The 19296-nt window shown below is 51.0% G+C and carries 17 protein-coding genes; 8 read left to right on the forward strand and 9 right to left on the reverse strand.

The features are described from left to right. The first annotated feature begins 54 nt into the window (after positions 1 to 54). On the forward strand, positions 55 to 618 hold the full coding sequence (locus tag BLS62_RS07790; protein WP_093179005.1) for a transcriptional regulator: 564 nt from the start codon (positions 55 to 57) through the stop codon (positions 616 to 618). Positions 619 to 641: 23 nt separating this feature from the next. Here BLS62_RS07790 and BLS62_RS07795 read toward each other — a convergent pair whose 3' ends face one another. Continuing rightward, entirely contained in the window at positions 642 to 914 is a 273-nt protein-coding gene (locus BLS62_RS07795; protein WP_093179008.1) for a DUF6460 domain-containing protein, read from the reverse strand. A 171-nt stretch (positions 915 to 1085) separates the two neighbouring features. Between BLS62_RS07795 and BLS62_RS07800 the strand changes: the two genes are divergently transcribed. Further along, complete coding sequence (locus tag BLS62_RS07800) at positions 1086 to 2066, forward strand: alcohol dehydrogenase catalytic domain-containing protein (RefSeq protein WP_093179011.1); 981 nt, start codon at positions 1086 to 1088, stop codon at positions 2064 to 2066. 82 nt (positions 2067 to 2148) lie between these two features. Then, positions 2149 to 2700 carry a GNAT family N-acetyltransferase gene (locus BLS62_RS07805; protein WP_093179014.1) on the forward strand — a complete coding sequence of 184 codons (552 nt, stop codon included), beginning with the start codon at positions 2149 to 2151 and terminating at the stop codon, positions 2698 to 2700. A gap of 31 nt (positions 2701 to 2731) precedes the next feature. Here BLS62_RS07805 and BLS62_RS07810 read toward each other — a convergent pair whose 3' ends face one another. From BLS62_RS07810 to BLS62_RS07840, 7 genes are all read right to left on the reverse strand, one after another. Continuing rightward, on the reverse strand, positions 2732 to 3085 hold the full coding sequence (locus tag BLS62_RS07810) for a hypothetical protein (RefSeq protein WP_093179017.1): 354 nt from the start codon (positions 3083 to 3085) through the stop codon (positions 2732 to 2734). A 294-nt stretch (positions 3086 to 3379) separates the two neighbouring features. Continuing rightward, entirely contained in the window at positions 3380 to 3706 is a 327-nt protein-coding gene (locus BLS62_RS07815; protein ID WP_093179020.1) for a hypothetical protein, read from the reverse strand. A 185-nt stretch (positions 3707 to 3891) separates the two neighbouring features. Then, a complete protein-coding gene (locus BLS62_RS07820; protein WP_093179022.1) occupies positions 3892 to 6105 on the reverse strand; it encodes a 3-hydroxyacyl-CoA dehydrogenase NAD-binding domain-containing protein in 2214 nt (737 codons plus the stop codon). 14 nt (positions 6106 to 6119) lie between these two features. Next, positions 6120 to 7328 carry an acetyl-CoA C-acetyltransferase gene (locus tag BLS62_RS07825; protein WP_093179025.1) on the reverse strand — a complete coding sequence of 403 codons (1209 nt, stop codon included), beginning with the start codon at positions 7326 to 7328 and terminating at the stop codon, positions 6120 to 6122. Positions 7329 to 7345: 17 nt separating this feature from the next. Continuing rightward, positions 7346 to 7990 carry a glutathione S-transferase family protein gene (locus BLS62_RS07830; RefSeq protein WP_093179028.1) on the reverse strand — a complete coding sequence of 215 codons (645 nt, stop codon included), beginning with the start codon at positions 7988 to 7990 and terminating at the stop codon, positions 7346 to 7348. Positions 7991 to 8089: 99 nt separating this feature from the next. Beyond that, positions 8090 to 9886, reverse strand: a complete 1797-nt coding sequence (locus BLS62_RS07835; protein WP_093179031.1) for an acyl-CoA dehydrogenase C-terminal domain-containing protein — start codon at positions 9884 to 9886, stop codon at positions 8090 to 8092. A gap of 237 nt (positions 9887 to 10123) precedes the next feature. Then, a complete protein-coding gene (locus tag BLS62_RS07840; protein ID WP_093179033.1) occupies positions 10124 to 10810 on the reverse strand; it encodes an ArsR/SmtB family transcription factor in 687 nt (228 codons plus the stop codon). 99 nt (positions 10811 to 10909) lie between these two features. Between BLS62_RS07840 and BLS62_RS07845 the strand changes: the two genes are divergently transcribed. Both BLS62_RS07845 and BLS62_RS07850 read left to right on the forward strand, forming a co-directional pair. Next, positions 10910 to 11230: an NIPSNAP family protein gene (locus BLS62_RS07845; RefSeq protein ID WP_093179035.1), complete on the forward strand. Its 321-nt coding sequence runs from the start codon at positions 10910 to 10912 to the stop codon at positions 11228 to 11230. A gap of 93 nt (positions 11231 to 11323) precedes the next feature. Then, entirely contained in the window at positions 11324 to 11641 is a 318-nt protein-coding gene (locus tag BLS62_RS07850) for an antibiotic biosynthesis monooxygenase family protein (RefSeq protein ID WP_093179037.1), read from the forward strand. A gap of 131 nt (positions 11642 to 11772) precedes the next feature. Here the strand turns inward: BLS62_RS07850 and BLS62_RS07855 are convergent, their stop codons facing one another. Further along, the gene (locus tag BLS62_RS07855) at positions 11773 to 12219 is read right to left on the reverse strand and encodes a MerR family transcriptional regulator (protein WP_093179039.1); all 447 of its coding nucleotides are present in this window, start codon (positions 12217 to 12219) and stop codon (positions 11773 to 11775) included. A gap of 478 nt (positions 12220 to 12697) precedes the next feature. Here BLS62_RS07855 and BLS62_RS07860 point away from each other — a divergent pair, with 478 nt between their 5' ends. The 3 genes from BLS62_RS07860 to BLS62_RS07870 all read left to right on the forward strand — a co-directional run bounded on the left by BLS62_RS07860 (position 12698) and on the right by BLS62_RS07870 (position 19224). After that, a complete protein-coding gene (locus tag BLS62_RS07860) occupies positions 12698 to 17353 on the forward strand; it encodes a peptidoglycan-binding protein (protein WP_093179042.1) in 4656 nt (1551 codons plus the stop codon). 159 nt (positions 17354 to 17512) lie between these two features. Then, complete coding sequence (locus tag BLS62_RS07865) at positions 17513 to 18442, forward strand: sulfite exporter TauE/SafE family protein (protein ID WP_093188613.1); 930 nt, start codon at positions 17513 to 17515, stop codon at positions 18440 to 18442. Continuing rightward, positions 18439 to 19224: a TIGR02186 family protein gene (locus tag BLS62_RS07870; RefSeq protein WP_093179045.1), complete on the forward strand. Its 786-nt coding sequence runs from the start codon at positions 18439 to 18441 to the stop codon at positions 19222 to 19224. The genes BLS62_RS07865 and BLS62_RS07870 overlap by 4 nt, the downstream gene beginning before the upstream one ends. The last annotated feature ends 72 nt before the right edge of the window (positions 19225 to 19296 follow it).

Raw genomic sequence — 19296 nt, forward strand, 5'->3', positions numbered from 1 at the left:
CGCAGTATCCCATCTTGATGTGCAAGCGACTTGCATAGTCAATTGGAGAGACGGATGGCTGGTGTGGTTACCAACAGAAACGTTGTGCTGGATTCTGCTGAATGCATGATCCGGGAAAGCAATTTGTCGGGCTTAAACCTCAAACAGCTTGCAAGCATGAGTGGGACTAATGAACAGGATATTGCTGTTATGTTCCCGGCAAATCATGAGATCGAACTGGCTGTATTACAGCGCTATATAGATCGGTTCCTGCAGATCCTCGGTGACCCTACTAGACAGATCTTCCATTTCCGCAGAGCATTGGATACGTACATAGCCGCTTTTCAGGCCGGTATGACAGATGGTGGTGAACTCTTCATCTCAGCAGTGCTGGGGGATAAGAACGAAGACCTACCTGTCGCCCTTCAGGAGCTGGCGGCAACCTTTGCAAGACGCAATCGCGTTTGGCTGGCAGATCTGTTGGAATACAGCGGCAATTGGACCTCTGAAGAAGCATTGGTCAAATCAGACTTTGTGCTGGCTGCAATGGAAGTTGCAGTCCTGATGGGCCATACCAGCGAAAATCCTGAGATCTTCGCCAATCTGTCCTTAAACATCCATCACATCTGCATGCAGTAACTGCCTTTGCGGGGCTAAGTGACTTACCGTCCACGCCAGTTCATCAAGCGGGACAAGACCCACAACGGCACCACCACAATTGCGCCGAGGAAGAAGTAAGAACCAAAGCGCTCAATTGCGGCAAAACCCATATTCCAGATCCGCACAAAGAAATCCTGCACGGCATAGACGAGCCCAAGAGGCGAAAAGTCCAGAGAAGCCAGAATAATACCGACAATCAAAGATAGAAAAATCAATCGAATGAGAACCCGGCTCGGGCTGTCACCTAAAAATCGGTTGAACCTGTCGTTAGACATCAATTTCTCCGCTACAAATAACTTTCCCTTATATAGGGAGGCTCTCGGCAAATTCATATGCCCTGCGGCATATTTAGCTTCTCCGCACATAATAGCATGGCCAAGACTTTTCTTTGTGCGCATGACCCGTAAATTGGGGGCCAAAGTTTTAAAAATAAAAACGAGGTACTCATGCGGGCTTTAACCTATCACAAAAGCAACGATCAGTTTGTTCTGGCCCAATTGGATAAACCTGCGCCCTCTGCTGATGAGGTGCTGGTTAAAGTTGTTGCCGCTGGCTTGAACCCGGTCGATGCCAAAATCCATAAATGGTGCGGCGGTGCACGAGATATGGATGATACATGGGTTCCGGGACTAGACGTGTCCGGCATCATCGAAGCAGTCGGTGCAAATGTTGAAGGCTGGTCCATGGGGGATGCTGTCCTGTATCACGGCAACATGTTCAAACCCTGCGGCGGCTTTGCGCAATATGCGCTTGCTGACGCTGATGCGCTGATACCGCACCCCGATGTGGATCCGGTAATTGCAGCTGCAACCCCATGCGCTGGTTGGACGGCGTGGCGCGCGCTCACCCATAAGCTTCAGATCGAAAACCGCAAATCCCTGCTTGTTCTGGGCGGCTCTGGTGGGACTGGCGGTTTTGCCATTCAGATCGCGAGATATTTTGGTGTTGAGACGATCCTTGCCACATGTTCAGAACAAAACGCGGACTATGTCACCTCGCTGGGCGCAACCCGTACGATTGATTACAACTGGGAAGACGTACTGAGCACCGTCTATGAGAACACCGCAAGACAAGGCGTCGAAGTCGCGTTCGATACAGTGGGCGGTGACAATGATATCCTCGCAGCAAACTGCCTTGGTTTTGAAGGACACATGGTTGAACTGGTAGGCGTAGTGCGTCCTCCAATCTACAACGGCGCATTTCTGAAGGGCCTCAGCTTCCATCAACTCAGCTTGGGCTCTGCCTACCGAGGAGGCACGAAAGCCAAAGCGGATCTGGTAAAAGCAGGAGCAGCCTTCTCCAAACTGTTGGAAGCGGGAGAAATAACAGTGCCTAGACTTCAGCAAGTGAGCCTTGAAGAGGCTGGGGACGCGCTAAAAACCATACGCAACCAACGCACTGTCGGCAAGATTGTCTTGAAAATGTAAGCCCACGCGCTCTAATCTGCCCGCAGACTAAAAGGAGGTTGGTTGAAGAAAACTAACCTCCAAAATACGGTGAGACAGGGATATGAACGAGTTTGTATATTGTTTGGTGCCAGCCGAAAAAGCCGATTTTGACTTGCTCGCAGATATCCGTCAAAAAGCCATGAAGGAGAACATGGAAGCTAACGGCCTGTTCGACCATGCACTTTACCGGCGATATTTCGAAGAGTCCTTCAATCCGGCCTCAACCTGGAAAATCGTTGAAGACAGTGAGGTCCTAGGTTTTTACGTCCTCTGGGATAAAGAGGATTACCTCTATCTAGAGCGTCTCTATTTCTTACCAAAAGCCCAAGGCCGTGGCATAGGGGCTGGTGCTTTAAACACCCTAAAACAACAGGCAAAACAGCAGGGCAAACTAATCAAACTGGAGGTCCTCCCAAAAAGCCGAGCAAACGACTTCTACTTGCGTCATGCGTTTAGGCTAACAGAGACCAACAGTACTGAGAATACCTATGAGTGGGGGTGTTCGAGGAGACCGCCGTGTAATTATGCGACACGTGAAGTAAGGATGATCTTTGTGAGTGAGATCCTTCCTGAGCCAGCAACACAACTGTCATGCCGGACAAGCGAAGCGTAGATCCGGTATCCAGAGCTAAAGGAGCTAAAATTTAATTTGGCATGACTTCCCACTGCTTATCAATACGAATATACTTCTTCTCTGCATCTCCCGAGAGCTGAGCTGAAAATTCGAATTGATTAGTTCTAGGGTTGAGAGTTTTTTGACTATCTAGCAACGTGGCGCCGAGGGGGAGAATTTTTAGTTCAGTGAGTTCGGCTTCGAGCACTCTCTCCCAGTCAAACTCACTATGAGAAAAGCCAGCTCCCCCAAGTGAGTTCAGCAATTTTCCGAATAAGTAAGTATTGTGTTCAATGGCACCTAACTGTTTCAGGAGGTCAGCTTGATCATCAAACGCACTCAGAATACAAGCTGCTGCGTCATGGCTATATCCGTCGGAAACCATATCTCTTAGCAAATAAATGATAATTGAGTAAGTACCTGCAAAAGTTTGGATATCTGGCCTAAGTCCAAAAAAATCATCGTTATCATCAATGAAGCGTTGTCTCGTTTTTTTAACACCTAAGAGCTTTAATACAGTTCTTAGTTGAAGAATGGGGCTTCCAAAGCTAATTGAGAACGTCTTACTGTTGGATAAGTGTAATTTAACGCGTTTTTCAGCAAATACCTTTTCATGTTTTGTTCCTTTAATGTCTTCACGAGCAAATTTATTAGTATTTTGTAGACGTAAGTCAATAAGTTATATGTCTATATCTTGGCGATTATCAAGTGTTAGAGAAATGAGTATTCGCTCTTTATTGAATACTATTTTCTCGTTATCTCCAATTCTCTGTTTTTTAATGTTATCTTCAAATGTCTTATCTTGTTGCTTGATTTGAAATTGAATCTTATTAATAGTAAGTTTCGCACCGTATAGGGCTAATGCGCCTGCAATTATTGTTGCAAGCGGTGATAATATGATTTCATAATTTTTGAAGTCGATAATTTGTGGCTCGGTCTGACTTAACGTAAAGCCTAAGATCAGAAAGCCGACCACTACCCCAAAGAAAAATACCAGCGTCTTCAATTAGATGATTCCCATAAAACTCATCATTGATACTTTATTCAATCATAGTCCGTGAAAGGTTGAGCGGCAAAAACATTAGTCCCTGTATGCAGAGCCCCCCCAAAAAAAACGCCGGCAAGACTAATCCCACCGGCGCTTCTCAATCTAAATTGCAGGCCGGATGTTTCCACCCGGCCAAACTAGTATCACTCAGCAGCTTCTTTAAGCGCTGCTGCTGGGGCGAACTTGCCGTAGAAGGTCTCGCCTTTTCCTGCCATGGCCCGCAGTTGAGCGTTTGGTTCAAAGCGATCGCCCCACTTGGCGGCCAGCTTGTCACAGCGCTCAACAAATTCTTTGGTGCCAATACCGTCGATGTAAGACAGTGTGCCACCAGAGAACGGTGCAAAGCCGAAGCCGAGAATAGAGCCAACATCGGCTTCACGAACGTCTGTCAGGCAGTTCTCTTCAAACACGCGTGCAGTTTCAAGAGCCTGAATACCGAGCAGACGGTTCTTCAGTTCCTCAATGTCGAATTCATCCGCAGGCTTGGATGGACCGGTGATGTCGGTAATACCGGGCCACAGAGCCTTGTCCTTGCCTTTGTAATCGTAAAAGCCCTTGAGATTCTTACGGCCAAAGCGTTCTTGCTTGGCAACCATCTCATCAAGAATGGTGTCAAATCCACTGGAAGGATAAGCATCGCCAAGGTCTTTCTTGGTGGCTTCCTTAATCTTCCAGGCAAGGTCCAATGCAACTTCATCACCAAGGGAAAGCGGACCAACAGGCATACCTGCCATCTTGCCAGCATTCTCGATCATGGCAGCTGGAACACCGTCAGAAAGCATCATAATGCCTTCACGAACGTAGGTGCCAACAACACGGGAGGTGTAGAAACCACGGCTGTCATTGACAACAATCGGGGTTTTCTTGATCGCCTTCACGTAGTCCAGAGCAACCGCAGTCGCTTTGTCCTCGGTCTTCTCACCAAGAATGATCTCAACCAGCATCATCTTGTCCACTGGGGAGAAGAAGTGAATGCCGATGAAGTTAGCAGGACGAGAAGAGGCTTCTGCCAGAGAGGTGATCGGAAGCGTAGAGGTGTTGGACGCATAGATCGCATTAGCAGGCATGGCCGCTTCTGCTTTCTCAGTCACAGCCCGCTTGACTTCACGGTCCTCAAACACAGCTTCAATCACCAAATCAACATCGGCAAGGGCGCTGTAGTCGGTTGTTGCAGTGATGAGGCTGAGAAGTTTCTCTTTTTTCTCAGCAGTGGATTTGCTGCGCTTGATAGCTTTGTCCATCAGGCCTTCAGAGTAAGCTTTACCCTTATCGGCAGCTTCCTGAGCCTGATCGATCAGCACAACTTCAAGACCAGCTTTCGCGCTCACATAAGCAATGCCAGCACCCATCATGCCAGCGCCAAGCACGCCAACTTTTTTGATGGAAGTCTCCGCAACACCGGCAGGACGACGTGCACCTTTGTTCAATTCCTGCATGGAAACGAACAGGGAGCGAACCATCGCAGCTGCTTCTTTGCTCTGCATGACATGCGCAAAGTAACGGCTCTCAATGGTCAGGCCAGCGTCCATCGGCACCATCAGGCCTTCAACTACGGCGTGCAACATGTAGCGTGCGCCCGGGTAGTTGTCGTAGGTGTTCTGGCGGTAGATCGCATTTGCAGCAGGCCAGAATTGCATACCGGAAGGGGAGTAAACCTTACCGGTTGGAATTTTGAAGCCCTTCTTGTCCCAAGGCTGCGCCGCATCAACGCCGTCCGCCAACATCTTCTTGGCAGCAGCAACCAGCTCAGCTTCCGGGGCAACAGCTTCAATCAGTTTCAGGCGCATGGCCTTCTTGGCATCAAGGGTCTGACCCATCAACAAGAACTGTAGGCCACCCTGCAAATCGCCAACCATACGCATAACACGCTGCGTACCACCAGCACCGGGAAACAGGCCAACCTTAACTTCAGGCAGGGCCATTTTCAGGGGCTCTTCAGAGCCAATGCGCTTATGACAGGCCAGAGCCAGCTCGGTCCCGCCGCCCATACAAACGCCGTTTATGGCAGCGACATACGGCTTGCCAGAGGTCTCCAGCTTGCGGAACACCTGAGACAGCTTGCGAGAGCCGTCAAACAGTTCCTTCGCAGCCCCTTCTGCATCAACTGCCTGACGTTTTTTAAAGGTCGAAAGCAGTTTGCCAATCATGCTCAGATCAGCGCCAGCAGAGAATGCTTTTTTGCCAGAAGCAACAACAACGCCCTTGATCGCATCATCAGCGGAAACGTCGTCGATGATTTTGTCCAACTCAAGAATGACGCTTTCGTCAAACACGTTCATGGGCTTTGAAGGTGAATCCCATGTCAGAACCGCAAAACCGTCTGCATCCGTTTCAAGGGTAAAGTGTGTGTAAGTCATGTTCGTCTCTCCCCTTAAACCCGCTCAATGATTGTTGCAGTGCCCATACCAGCACCAATACACAGCGTCACAAGAGCAATGTTCTTGTCTTGACGCTCCAACTCATCCAGCACAGTCCCAAGGATCATTGCACCGGTTGCACCAAGTGGGTGACCCATCGCAATTGCACCGCCGTTTACGTTCATGTTGGCGTGGTCAACGTCAAAGGCCTGCATGTAACGCAGAACAACAGCCGCGAAAGCCTCGTTCAGCTCAAACAGATCGATATCGCCAATTTCCATGCCTGCGTTTTTCAAAAGCTTCTTGGTCACATCAACAGGACCGGTCAGCATCAATGCCGGATCGGAGCCAATGTTTGCAAAAGCCTTAAGCCGCGCGCGCGGCTTAAGGCCGTAAGCGTCCCCAATTTCCTTGGTGCCGAGCAATATGGCAGAGGCCCCATCCACAATACCGGAGGAGTTACCAGCATGGTGCATGTGGTTGATTTTCTCAATCTCAGGGTGCGCCTGAATACCAACTGCGTTAAAGCCGCCCATGCTCCCCATCATTTCAAAGGATGGATTCAAACCTGCAAGAGACTGCATGTTTGTTTCAGGGCGCATGTGTTCGTCGTGATCCAGAATAGTCAGACCGTTGATGTCACGCACAGCAACGACAGAGTTCGCAAAGCGACCTTCGTCCCAGGCCATTTTCGCCCGCTTCTGGCTTTCTACCGAATAAGCATCCACGTCATCACGGCTAAACCCGTATTTGGTGGAGATCAGATCTGCAGAAACGCCCTGCGGCATAAAGTAGGCCGGCAGCGCAACTTGTGGATCTGTAGGCCATGGCCCGCCAGAAGCACCAAGGCCAACGCGGCTCATCGCTTCCACGCCGCCAGCAATGACCAGATTGTTCTGACCGGACATGATTTGGGCAGCACCCAGATTGACCGCATCAAGACCCGAGGCACAAAAACGACTGACCTGAATACCCGGTACACTGGTGTCATATTTAGCCGCAAATACAGCAGCACGTGCAATGTCAGAGCCAGCGTCCCCAACAGGGTCAACACAGCCCAGCACAACATCATCTACAAGCTTGGTATCAAGGTCATTGCGGTCCCGGATAGCTTCTAAAGCGTTCGCTGCAAGGCGCGCTGTTGAGACTTCGTGCAAGGAACCGTTTTGTTTGCCGCGCCCGCGTGGGGTACGAACATGGTCGAATATAAGGGCGTCTGCCATAATGTCCTCCGCAAAAATTAGTGGTCAGTTGGTGTAGGCAAGGGGTGGCCGGGCATCAGCTCATAAGGGGCAACCCAACCGGGCAGTGCCTTAATGCGCAAAAGCCATGCATTCACGTTTGAATAAGGGCCAAAGTCCACACCAATCTCTTCTGGCCAAAACAGGTATCCGCAAACCGAAAGGTCCGCGATTGTTGGGCGATTTCCAACAAGGAAACTTTTGTTTTCAAGGCGCTGGTCCAGCACTTTCAAAGCGGCATTGGCGCGCCCTTCAAAAAAGCGGGTCACGTCCGTTTCACCGGTCTTTGCCATAGCGCGCAAAAAGCGAAGGGTCGCCACATAGTTTGTCAGCTTGTGGTTGTCCCAAAACAGCCAACGCAGAATTTCCCGGCGCTCTTCCTCAGTGTCCCAGCCAAATGTGCCAAGCTGCTGGGCAAGGTATTCCAGTATCACAGCAGACTGCGTCAGCTGTGTTTCCCCGTGTTTAAGCACGGGAATCTCACCCATCTCATTCTGATCATTACGAAAATCTTGTGCGCGCGTAGCACCATTAAAAAAGTCCACCCATATCGGGGTCCATGATGCTTTAGAAAGTTCCAGCATCAGCGCAACCTTGTAGGCATTGCCACTTTGCGCAAAACACTGAAGGTCATATTCCGCCATATCGCACTCCAAATAGTCGTTACTAAAATATATCAGATGGAGAATAAGGCACTGCAGAGGTCTGAGAAAGGACCCAGACCTCTGATTGCGATAAAGTGATCAGAACGCGTCCGCGTCCAGGCTCATCATGGTGTCAGAACCGGTGGAAATGCGTGCCAGATGTGCTGATGATTCCGGCATAATACGTTCCATGAAGAACGTACCCAGAGTCAGTTTGGTCTTCAGCCAATCTTCCTTGCCATCCGCCCCGGCCGCGATTTTTGCGTTCGCAGCAACCGCGATTTTGCACCACATGTAGCCAAGCGCAACCAGACCGAACAGGTGCATGTAATCGTTGGAGCCAGCCCCTGCATTATCAGGGTTCTTCATGGCGTTTTGCATAAACCACATGGTCGCGGCCTGCTGATCTTTCAAAGCTTGCTTCAATGCGCTGATGTAAACGGAAAGCTCTTCGTTACCTTCGTGCTCTTTGATAAAGCCGCCGACTTCCTTGAACCATGCCTGCACAGCGCGGCCACCGTTTGCTGGCAACTTACGGCCAACAAGGTCAAGGGATTGAATGCCGTTGGCACCTTCATAAATCATGGCAATACGAGCGTCGCGAACGAACTGCTCCATACCCCATTCTTGGATATAGCCGTGACCACCGTAAATCTGCTGCGCCATCACTGCATTATCAAAACCCTTGTCGGTGATAACGCCTTTGATAACAGGGGTGAGTAGACCCATCATGTCGTCAGATGCCTGCTTTTCAGCATCATCTTCAGAAAGGTGAGAGACATCCCCGTGCAGGGCGGTCCACATGTAAAGAGCACGAGCCGCTTCGTTAAAGGAGCGGATGGTCATCAACACGCGGCGTACATCTGGGTGCACGATGATTGGATCAGCCGGTTTGTCTGGTGCCTTCGGGCCAGTGAGGGAGCGCCCCTGCAACCGGTCCTTCGCATAGGTCACAGCGTTCTGGTAAGCCACTTCTGACTGGGACAGACCCTGAATACCAACGCCGAGACGCGCTTCGTTCATCATCACGAACATCGCGCGCAGACCCTTGTTTTTCTCACCAACGAGATAACCGGTCGCGTCGTCGTAGTTCATGAGACAAGTTGCGTTGCCATGGATACCCATCTTCTCTTCGATGGACCCACAGGAAACGCCGTTCATTTCACCCGGATTACCATCAGCATCCAGCTTTTTCTTCGGCACAACAAACAGGGAAATACCCTTGGTGCCTTCTGGGGCGCCCTCAATACGGGCAATGACCAGATGAATGATATTCTCGGCCAGATCATTATCACCAGCTGAAATGAAGATCTTTGTGCCGGATAGCTTGTAAGATCCATCTGCCTGCGGAACAGCTTTGGTGCGCAGTAGACCCAGATCCGTCCCACAATGTGGTTCGGTCAGGTTCATGGTGCCGGTCCATTCACCAGTTGCCATCTTTGGCAGGTAGGTGTCTTTGATCTCGTCATTTGCATGAGTATGGAGAGCAGCCATAGCTCCAGCTGTCAGGCCCGGATACATGGCAAACGCCATGTTTGCCGAACAGATATACTCATTGACGATACCCGTGAAAATTGCGGGAAGGGCCTGTCCGCCATACTGCTCAGGAACGGAGAGGCTGCCCCAACCAGCTTCCACGTAGGCTTTGTAGGCTTCTTTAAACCCTGGAGGCGTTGAGACCGAGCCATCTTCATGCCGGGTACAACCGTTTTTATCGCCAGAACGGTTCAGCGGCTGCACGATCTCCTCGGAGAACTTTGCGCCTTCCTTCAAAATGGCTTCAACCAAATCTGGTGTTGCCTCGGAGAACCCAGGTAAGTTTGAGTGTTTTTCATAACCCAAAACGTCTTTGAGCAAAAAGAGAGTGTCTTCGACGGGTGCACTATAACTTGGCATAGCAATTTTTCCTTCAGGCCAACCCTAGAGGTACAGCTTAACGTTTGCGTAAACGTCAACTTGAGACCGAATATAGAACGACCTCGCGTTCACGGCAAGTTATACCCAAGTGTAATTTCGTAGGGGGAGTTACGTAAGTGCGGAATTCTGCCATTCCGTGCACGTTAACTTCCCTGTGAAATCTTGTTGACCCTGCCTTTGGCACTATGAAAGTGATGAGTTAGCTCTGTCTGCCCCTCAATTTTGAAGGGAAAATGCCTCATGAAAACGAGAATCGCCCGCCTTGGAGAATTGAATGACACGACTGCCCTCAACACGCTTCGCCCAGCCTTGATCGAAAAAGAAGGAGAGCAGGGCAGTTCCGGTAATTCCAGCCAGATGCGAGCGACGCGCACTCCAGTCCAGACAAGACTTACACAAAGGGCGGCGCTTGGTTTCGTTCGAAGGCAACACGAGACCTAGATCGGTGAAGAAAGACCGGCCCGATGAGCTGAGGACTAGTTTTTCATCTTCCTCAACCAAAAACTCGCGGGCAATAAGACTGTCATATGCCTGTACGCCATATTCACCAGCAAGGTGATTGTAACAAACCCGCGCCTTGCGAAGCTCAGGCTCCCTCGGCCCAGTCCGAACTCTCGTCATACCGCTGCGCATAGCGATCCCGCTCATGGCTTCCAACAGGGCAGCCACATCTGCATCTGCTAAGCTGTAGTATTTGTGGCGACCTTGTTTGCGCAAACTTACCAACCCGGCATCCGCCATTCGGGAAAGATGAAAGCTGGACGTTTGCGGCGTCACGCCCGCTTCCTGCGCCAGCTCACTGGCCGTCAGGGCAACTCCGGTCATCAGGGCCTGAAGCATATTGGCCCGCGCTGGATCACCAATAAGCGCAGCTATCGCAGCGATGTTTGGTCCTTCTTTCATCTCAACCCTCCGTCAATTGTAGTTCGATCATGATCGAAGCAATTGCGCAGCACAAGATGATATTTATCGCGAACGGATCAAACGAAAAGGACCACATCGATGCTGACCTGTATTATTCGCTACCAGATAGACCCTACCAAAAAGGCTGAGTTCATGCAGTATTCCCGCAACTGGGGGGAGGCAATTCCACGGTGTGGCGCGGACCTGACCGGATATTATGCGCCTCATGAAGGCTCAACAACGTTGGCCTATGGCATCTACAATGTGCAAAATCTTGCGCACTACGAGGACTACAGGGCCAAACTCGCACAAGACCCGTTGGGACAAGAAAACTACGAATTTGCCATGCGGGAAAAGTTCATCCTGAAAGAAGACAGGACTTTCCTGGCATTGGCTTCCAGCCCGCACGCAATCAAATAAGCCGTATTCTGGAAAAATGAGCCCAGTTTTCGGATAGGAAGACACCAAGAACAATATTCTTTAGCCGCCCAGCAGAAGACGAGATACCGAAAAATGATAGCAGTTATTTTTGAAGTTGAACCCTACGCCGACCACAAAGCCAGTTATTTGGAGGTGGCAGCCACAATTAAACCTGATCTCGAAAAAATACAGGGATTTATCTCTGTGGAGCGATTTCAGAGCCTCACGAACCCTGAAAAAATTTTATCACTGTCATTTTTTGAGGATGAGGATGCGGTAAAACGCTGGAAAGCTCAGGAAAATCATCAGGACGCGCAATATATCGGAAAGACTAAGTATTTTCGGAAATACCGCATCCGTGTCACCAGTGTCCTAAGAGATTATGGATTGGACAATACCGCAGATAGCTGATGTTCGAGCAATATTCCCGCGCATAGATGAATAAAATTAAATCTATGCTGAATGACTAGATGAGTGCGCTCTGCAGAACGAAATTTTGGCAGGGGTGGGGATAAAGACCCCACCTCGCATCAGGCAGAGTATCAGCCTTTTTTCTGCTTCAGCATGCCGTCAACAATGTCGACAGTTCGCTGCAAGTCTTCAATCGCTTCCTCAATATTGGAACGTTGACCTTCCAAAATATTGATCTGTTCCTTGAAGCGATCCAGCGCAACCTGCAACTGAGTGACTTGCCCATCACGTAGATCATAAAGATCAAGCATGTCACGAATTTCGGAGAGTGAAAATCCAACACGCTTGCCCATCAAAACCAGCTTCAAGCGGGCACGGTCGCGGCGGTTGTAAATACGGTTTAACCCGTCACGCTTAGGGTTCAGGAGGCCCTTGTCTTCGTAAAACCGAAGAGTGCGGAGGGTAATGTCAAATTCTTTTGCCAGGTCACCAATGGAGAACTGGGTTTTTTTGCCTGTACCCAGTTCATTGGCAACAACATCAACAATCATCTCGTTGATATGAAGGGCTTCGCTCATCTGCTCGACCTGTTCTTCTTTGTTTGTGCAACACTGCCTGCAAAATGCGGCTGTTGTATATAAGTGCGCGCTAAATAATGCACTGCGCAATTTCTACGAAGTTTATACAGTGGCAAGATCGCCCAGGTCTAGCGAAAGCGGAGCACCAAACTTGAGTTCTCTTGGATCTGAACACGAATAATTTTCATGAGTTTGTTCCAGAACCCCTAAAATTTGATGGATACGCCGTAATTTTCAACATGAACTCACAATCGTTAAGAGCTCTACACGCAGAATTTGAGTTATTAACCCGCTATTTACCCTAACGAGTAAAAAAATGGTCCCACGAGTTATGAGAGCGGTCCAAACCGCAAAGTGATTCGCTTCTTGATCAATTCCTGAACGGCGTAAAGTTATCGCCATGCTTTTTAAAGCTGCGGCGGATCAAGTGAGCTGAGACCTTTGAGATGGACCGGGCAGTTTATGGGGCCCTACAGGCATGTCTTGGAATAAACCAGAATTTGGAAAATCCGCTACAGACACGTCCTTTGAAGAAGGGCTGGATGCAGACCACGCTAAGTGGTTGGAGGAATGTGGAATGGCGCAACAAAATCCTGCAAGAGCACGGCATGCGACCCACGCTTCCTATTCTGATCAACCGTATTCAGGTGAGCAATACGCTGAGAGGCCTGCCGCGCCGGATCACGGTCAATATGGGATGCAACGCCCAAATACCCCTGAAGAGGCCATGAACGAGGTTGCGCAGGCTCTGGGCCGTTTGATGAATGCAGACCAGAACAGACACCCTCGAACTTATGCAGCGCCTGCTGGCCACCACCATGCGCCGCAGCAGCACGCACCTCAGGGCCCGAATTTTCCGTCACGCGATACTCAACGAGATCCTTGGCACCGATCCGACTTGCGCTCTGGTCTGGATCATTCTGCAAGCCCGAACACTTATGAAGATCGTTATGATCCTGCAATGGATCAGGGCCTCTATGCGCGAGCTGGTGTTTCTCGAGATCCATTATCACATCCGCGCCCACCGTTTGCGCGAGGTCAAGCACAACAGCCGGTTTCTCGTGAACCACACTACAACGCTTATGCACAGCCACAGCCAACACCGCCATATGCGGAGCCGTCAACGCGGCCATATGCGGAGCCAATGTCGCGCCAAGCTGTGTTTACGTCAGAGCCAGCGCCGCAGGAGGCTGTTCGCCATTTTGCGCCAGAACCTGCGTTGAAAGCGGATGTAGCTGCAAAAACCGGTGAGAACACACGTGTGAAGCGCATCAGTTCTGTTCTGGATGCGCTCAATGCACTGGATGATCGCCTCAATTCCCTTGCTCATAATGAGAATGAAAAAGGGAAAGGTGTTCCGACCAGTTCTGCTCATGCACCTGCTGAAATTGTTGAGAAAAACGTTTCTCAACCGAAGATGCCTCAGTATGGGTTTGAAGCTGCTTCTGCACCGCAACAAACGCAGCATCAGGCATATCCTTATCCGCCGGTGACACAGGCCGATCCGCAGTTTAACCGCGTCCCTGCACCACATGGTGTTAACCAACGGTCGCCTCAGGAACCAGCTGCGCCAATGCAGCAAGATACCGCAGCTCCAATTGCTGAGCTGAACACCATGATTAACGGCCACTTCAAGCAGCTGGCCGGGCAAATTGATACATTGCGCGAGCCAGACGAAGAGCGCTTTGAGCAGCTGCAAGATGGCATGGAAACGCAGATGAACAGCCTGCGTGATGATATGATGGAGCGAACCTCCGATAATCGCACGCAGCTCTCAGAAATTATCGGTCGTCTGCGCGATGAAGAGGGCAATGGCCGTCTTTTGAAGGAATTGCGTCATGAACTGGAATTGATGCGCTCATCCCTGTCCAGCACTGATATTGAAGACGGCCTCAAAGCGCTGGGTCTGGCGCATGAATCCATTCAAACCCGTCTGCAGGACCTTGCGGACAAGAATGTTGATCCGGGCATCTTTGAAAGCCTGACCGACCGCATGGCTGATGTGGAAGCGCAGATCCGCCAGTTACCGCGTGTCGATCAGTTAACGTCACTGGAAAACCGCTTGTCCTCCATGGGAGATCGCCTGGAAGATGTTCTGCATCGCTCCGGCGCCGCTGGTCTTGAAGTGGTGCGTGATGAAATTTCGCAGCTTAGAAAAGTGATCGATCGGCTGGATTCGGGCCGCATGATCCATGATGTGGATCAGCGCATCCGCTTCCTGACCGCCCGTATGGATGAACTGGACCATTTTTCTGCAATCCAGCGCGACATCCAATCCCGTTTGAGCAATGTTGAAACCCGCATGCCGGATGGCGAGACCATGGACCGCCTTCATGGCCGTCTGGACTCTATCTCCAACATTTTGGCTGAGGGCCACGAAAACACCGGTGGTAATGATCAGCTGAACCGGCTGGAAGAGCGCTTGTCCACCATTGGCGTTCAGCTTGACCGGATGGAGAAGACACCAGAGCCTACAGCTGGGTTTGATCAGGCATTCAATTCCATAGAAGGGCGCCTCGACCACCTTTGCGTCAAAGTGGATGGCATCGAAGGCCGCTTGGCAGATGCCCCATTTGAAGTCGCTTTGAACGAGAATGAAAGCGCAGCGCTGGCTCGTTTGGAACAGCGCGTGATGTCTCTCACTCAAATGGTGGAGAACGGTTCATCAAGTGGATCTTCAGACAAAGCTCTGTCCATAGTCCGAGCCGAAATTTCTGAGTTGCGCGGCCACATTGGGGCTCTTGCAACGTCTGGAGATATCGAAGCACAGCTGCACGAACTTGCCTCAACCATCTCCAAACCGTCTGGTCTGACCTCGGATGTCGAAATCGACCGCCTGGAACAACAGATCGTCGCTCTCTCACAACAGCTGGATGCCTCGCAGTCTCACTTCGGGTCATTGGGCAATCTGGAAAACAGCGTTGGCTCCATTGAGCAGGAAATCAAAGGCCTGCACACGGACATGGTGGGCAAAGCGCAACAGATCGCACAGGATGCTGTCAAAGCAGCAACCGATAAACTTGCTCTGGGCAATACCGACCATCAAGGCGAAGCTGTTGAAGCTGCGATCTCTGCTCTGCGTCTTGATTTACAGTCTCTTCTGGAAGCATCTGGCCAGAAAAAAGACACCGATCATCATGCATTGCAGGATGTGCGCGATGTTCTGGGCACGATCTCCAATCGCCTGGAAAATCTGGAAAGCATCCGCAACGCAATTGGTGATACTGAAATTTCTCAGGAACACCAAAAGCTTGTTGGCGATAACCAGATCGGTAGCATTTTGGGTGCCTTTACCAAAGGCAAAAAAGCAAATGCCGCTGCTGGCCTTGTAAACTTGAGTGAAGCGAACGAGCCGCGCAATCGGAAAGCCGATTTCATTGCCGCTGCTCGCCGCGCAGCAAAAGCTGCGGCTAAGGAAGCAAAAGAGGCAAAGAAAGAAGGCACCGCGCCTGCAAACGGCAACAGCAAAGCGCCAGAGCGCGCGCGTCGTCTTCGCGATTATATCAGCCCAACTCGCACTGAAAATGTTGAAGTTCCTGAAAAACTACGCTCCAAAAAAGCAGCGGCTACAGAAAAGGTTCTGAGCCAGTTACAGATTGTCGAAGAACCTGTCGTTCTCAGCGCTGAAGATATGGTTGTCGCTACCGACACACTTGTGAAAGAGCCAATCAACCTTTCCGCCGGTTCAGTTGAAGTGGGTGATGAGGGAATTGATAAAACGAGCAGGACGAAAGAAAGCGCAACCAATCGCCGCCGTGCGATTATGCTGGCAGCTGCTGCTCTCTTACTGACCATTGGCACGTTGCAGGCTTTCAACTCTGGTATCTTCTCCAGCTCAGACAGCGTTGACACTGCAGGCGCTGATGTAAAACCAAGCATCATGGCGCCAAATTCCGTTATGCCGGGTAAGGACAATTCCTCCTTGCTCAGCGGCGGTGTGGATGCAGTGGTCGCACCTGATGTTGTGAGCCGTGCATCCTTAGCCCGGCCTGAAACGGAACTGCCGAGTCCGGTGAGTTCCACGAGCATTTGGCAGACCGGAACCACATCCGCGCCATCTGAACCAACCAAAGATATTGTATTTGGCAAGGCAACTCAGATTAAGCCTGCCGACAGAACTGCTTCGATCAACACCGCGATTGAAACGAACCAGATCGCAACTGGATCAGCGACCAGCACAGCAGGTACCCCGCCGCAACAGATGGCTTCTGTAGATTTCCAGAGTATGGCTGAGCCGGTTGTCATGCAGCCTCCAGTGCAACAGGTTGCGCCAACGGTTCATGATCTGCCATATGCGATTGGCCCTGCAGACCTGCGTCAGGCAGCAATCTCTGGTGATGCTGCAGCTCAGTTTGAGGTGGCTCGTCGTTACACAGAAGGCAACCTTGTTCCCTCCAACCTCAATGCGGCTGCGCAATGGTACAGAAAATCAGCGGCTCAGGGTCTGGCTCCGGCGCAATACCGTCTTGGCAGTTTCTATGAAAAAGGCAGAGGTCTGGAAATAGACCTTGGCAAAGCCCGTGACTGGTATTCTCTGGCCGCAGGGCAGGGCAATATCAAAGCCATGCACAACCTTGCAGTGCTTTATGTAGAAGGCATTGACGGCCCGCCAAACTTTGATGAAGCCGTAAAGTGGTTCCGCATTGCTGCCGACTATGGCGTTGCAGACAGCAAGTTCAACCTCGCGATCCTTGCAGCACGCGGCCTTGGCATGAAGCAGAACCTAGTGGAAAGCTATAAATGGTTTGCCCTCGCTGCGGAGCTAGGTGATGAAGATGCAGCCACGAAACGCAATGAAGTGGCGGCCAGTCTGACCAAACGCGAGTTGACCAAAGCATTAGAGTCCGTGGCCAACTTCAAGATTAAGGCTGTAGACCCGATCAGCAACAAGGTTGAGCTCAACAGCAAGTGGTCTGGTACCCCAAAAACCACAGTGTCACAGGCAAACGTGCCAGCGGTGAAAAAATTACAGCAAGCACTGCTAACAATGGGGTACGATCCTGGTAATCCAGATGGCGTGATGGGACCGAACACCCGTCGTGCGATCAAAAGCTTACAAGCACGCCTTGGAATGGCAGCAACAGGTGAACCTGATAAACGTTTCTTGATGGCACTGGCCTCCCAGACCATCTAATTTGACGTTACTAGGGGATTTCTGGTTAGATTTGCACTTGTTGCTCCGCATCGATTGACAGAGCGTCTGGAATGGCGCTTAACACTCTACAATATTGTTGGATAAAAGGTGACACGGGGCGCACAAGTCAGGTCATCTGTGTTTACCCGCGGTGCCATCTTGCAAATCTATTTACCCATCGCAGAATTACCGATTAATGTCTTCATGATTTTCGCTATGGGCGGAACCGTGGGGTTCCTCTCTGGCTTGTTCGGTATTGGCGGAGGCTTCTTGCTCACGCCGCTGCTCATCTTCTCCGGTATTCCGCCTGCTGTGTCTGTAGCGACAGTCACAACACAGATCGTGGCCTCCTCAGGCTCTGGTGTTTTGTCGTACTGGCGCAAATCTGCCATCGATTTCAAACTCGGCTCAGTGTTGCTATGCTCCGGTATTGTCGGCTCGGCCTTAGGCGTATGGCTCTTCGGCATCCTGCGAAGTCTGGGTCAGCTGGATCTGGTGATCTCGCTGTCCTACGTCACCTTCCTTGGGACAATCGGTGTGTTGATGCTTGGCGAGTCTGTCAAAGCCATCATGCGCCGCAAAAGCGGTAAGAAACCAGTCGGGCGCAAACCCGGACAGCACAACTGGGTGCATGGCCTGCCGTTTAAAGTTCGTTTCCGCCGGTCCAAGCTCTATGTGAGTGTCATCCCGATCTTCGTCATTGGCAGTTCCATCGGTTTCCTCGGCTCCGTTCTGGGCATCGGTGGCGGTTTCATGATGGTGCCGGCACTCATCTACCTTCTGCGCGTACCAGCCAACATCGTAATCGGCACATCCTTGTTCCAAATCCTCGGAACCATGGCTGTTGCCACATTCCTGCACGCCATTAACACGCAATCCGTTGATATTGTGCTGGCGCTGACCCTGATGATTGGCGGTGTGATCGGTGCTCAGTTTGGCGCTCAGATCGGGCAGGGCATGCGCGGCGAACACCTGCGCCTCGGCCTTGGTCTGCTGGTACTGCTTGTTGGCTTGCGCTTCGCCTACAATCTCATCGTGGAACCCACAGACCTCTACTCAGTCAGTGTGATTGAGGAGCCGGTTAAATGAGGTCTCCAATCCAGGTCCTGAGCTACGTTCTGGCTCTCTCCTCTCTCTATCTGTTTGCAGCAACACCTTCCTACGCTGAAAAGTTGGTCTCTGCAGTATCCTCCAACAATGTGGCGATCACCTCCAACTTCACCGGCACCCAGATTCTGGTCTATGGTGAGATTGCTAGAGACGCAGAGACTGTCTCCCGCTCCGGCGGTCAAGATATTGTCGTGGTCGTGGAAGGCCCGTTAGAGCGTGTCACCACATGGCGTAAGGATCGTATCGTTGGCCTCTGGATCAACGCGACCTCACAAACCTACATCGCAGTGCCCAGCTTCTACGCAGTTCACACAACGGATGATTTGAGAAACGTCGCCTCAGAGGATTGGTTGAAACAGTACCGCATTGGCTTGGAAAATCTTCCTCTGGCAGCTCTTGGCTCACGCGCACCTGCAGCAGAACGGAAAGCCTTTAAGGAAGCGTTTTTGCGCTCTCGCGTGAAGGCCGGGCTTTACTCGCAAATGTCCAAGACTATCGATTTTTTGAGCCCAACCCTCTTTTCCACCAAGATTGACTTGCCTGCTATCATCCCGACAGGGAAGTACAAGGTCACCACTTTCCTGTTCAGCGGGGATGTTCTGCTGGATAAGCAGGAGCAATCGCTCACAGTTGCCAAAAAGGGTTTTGAGCAAGTCACTTTCAGCCTGTCACGGCAACACCCAGCGATTTACGGCCTGATCGCCATCATGCTCGCATTGTTCACTGGCTGGCTCGCAGGTGTGATCTTCAAGAAAGATTAGAGACTGTCGCTTCTCATATGAAGCGCACGAGGTCGCGGCGAGCGATCCATATAATTCCGGTAAACAAAAGGC

This window comes from Pseudovibrio sp. Tun.PSC04-5.I4, from assembly GCF_900104145.1.
Lineage (GTDB): Bacteria > Pseudomonadota > Alphaproteobacteria > Rhizobiales > Stappiaceae > Pseudovibrio.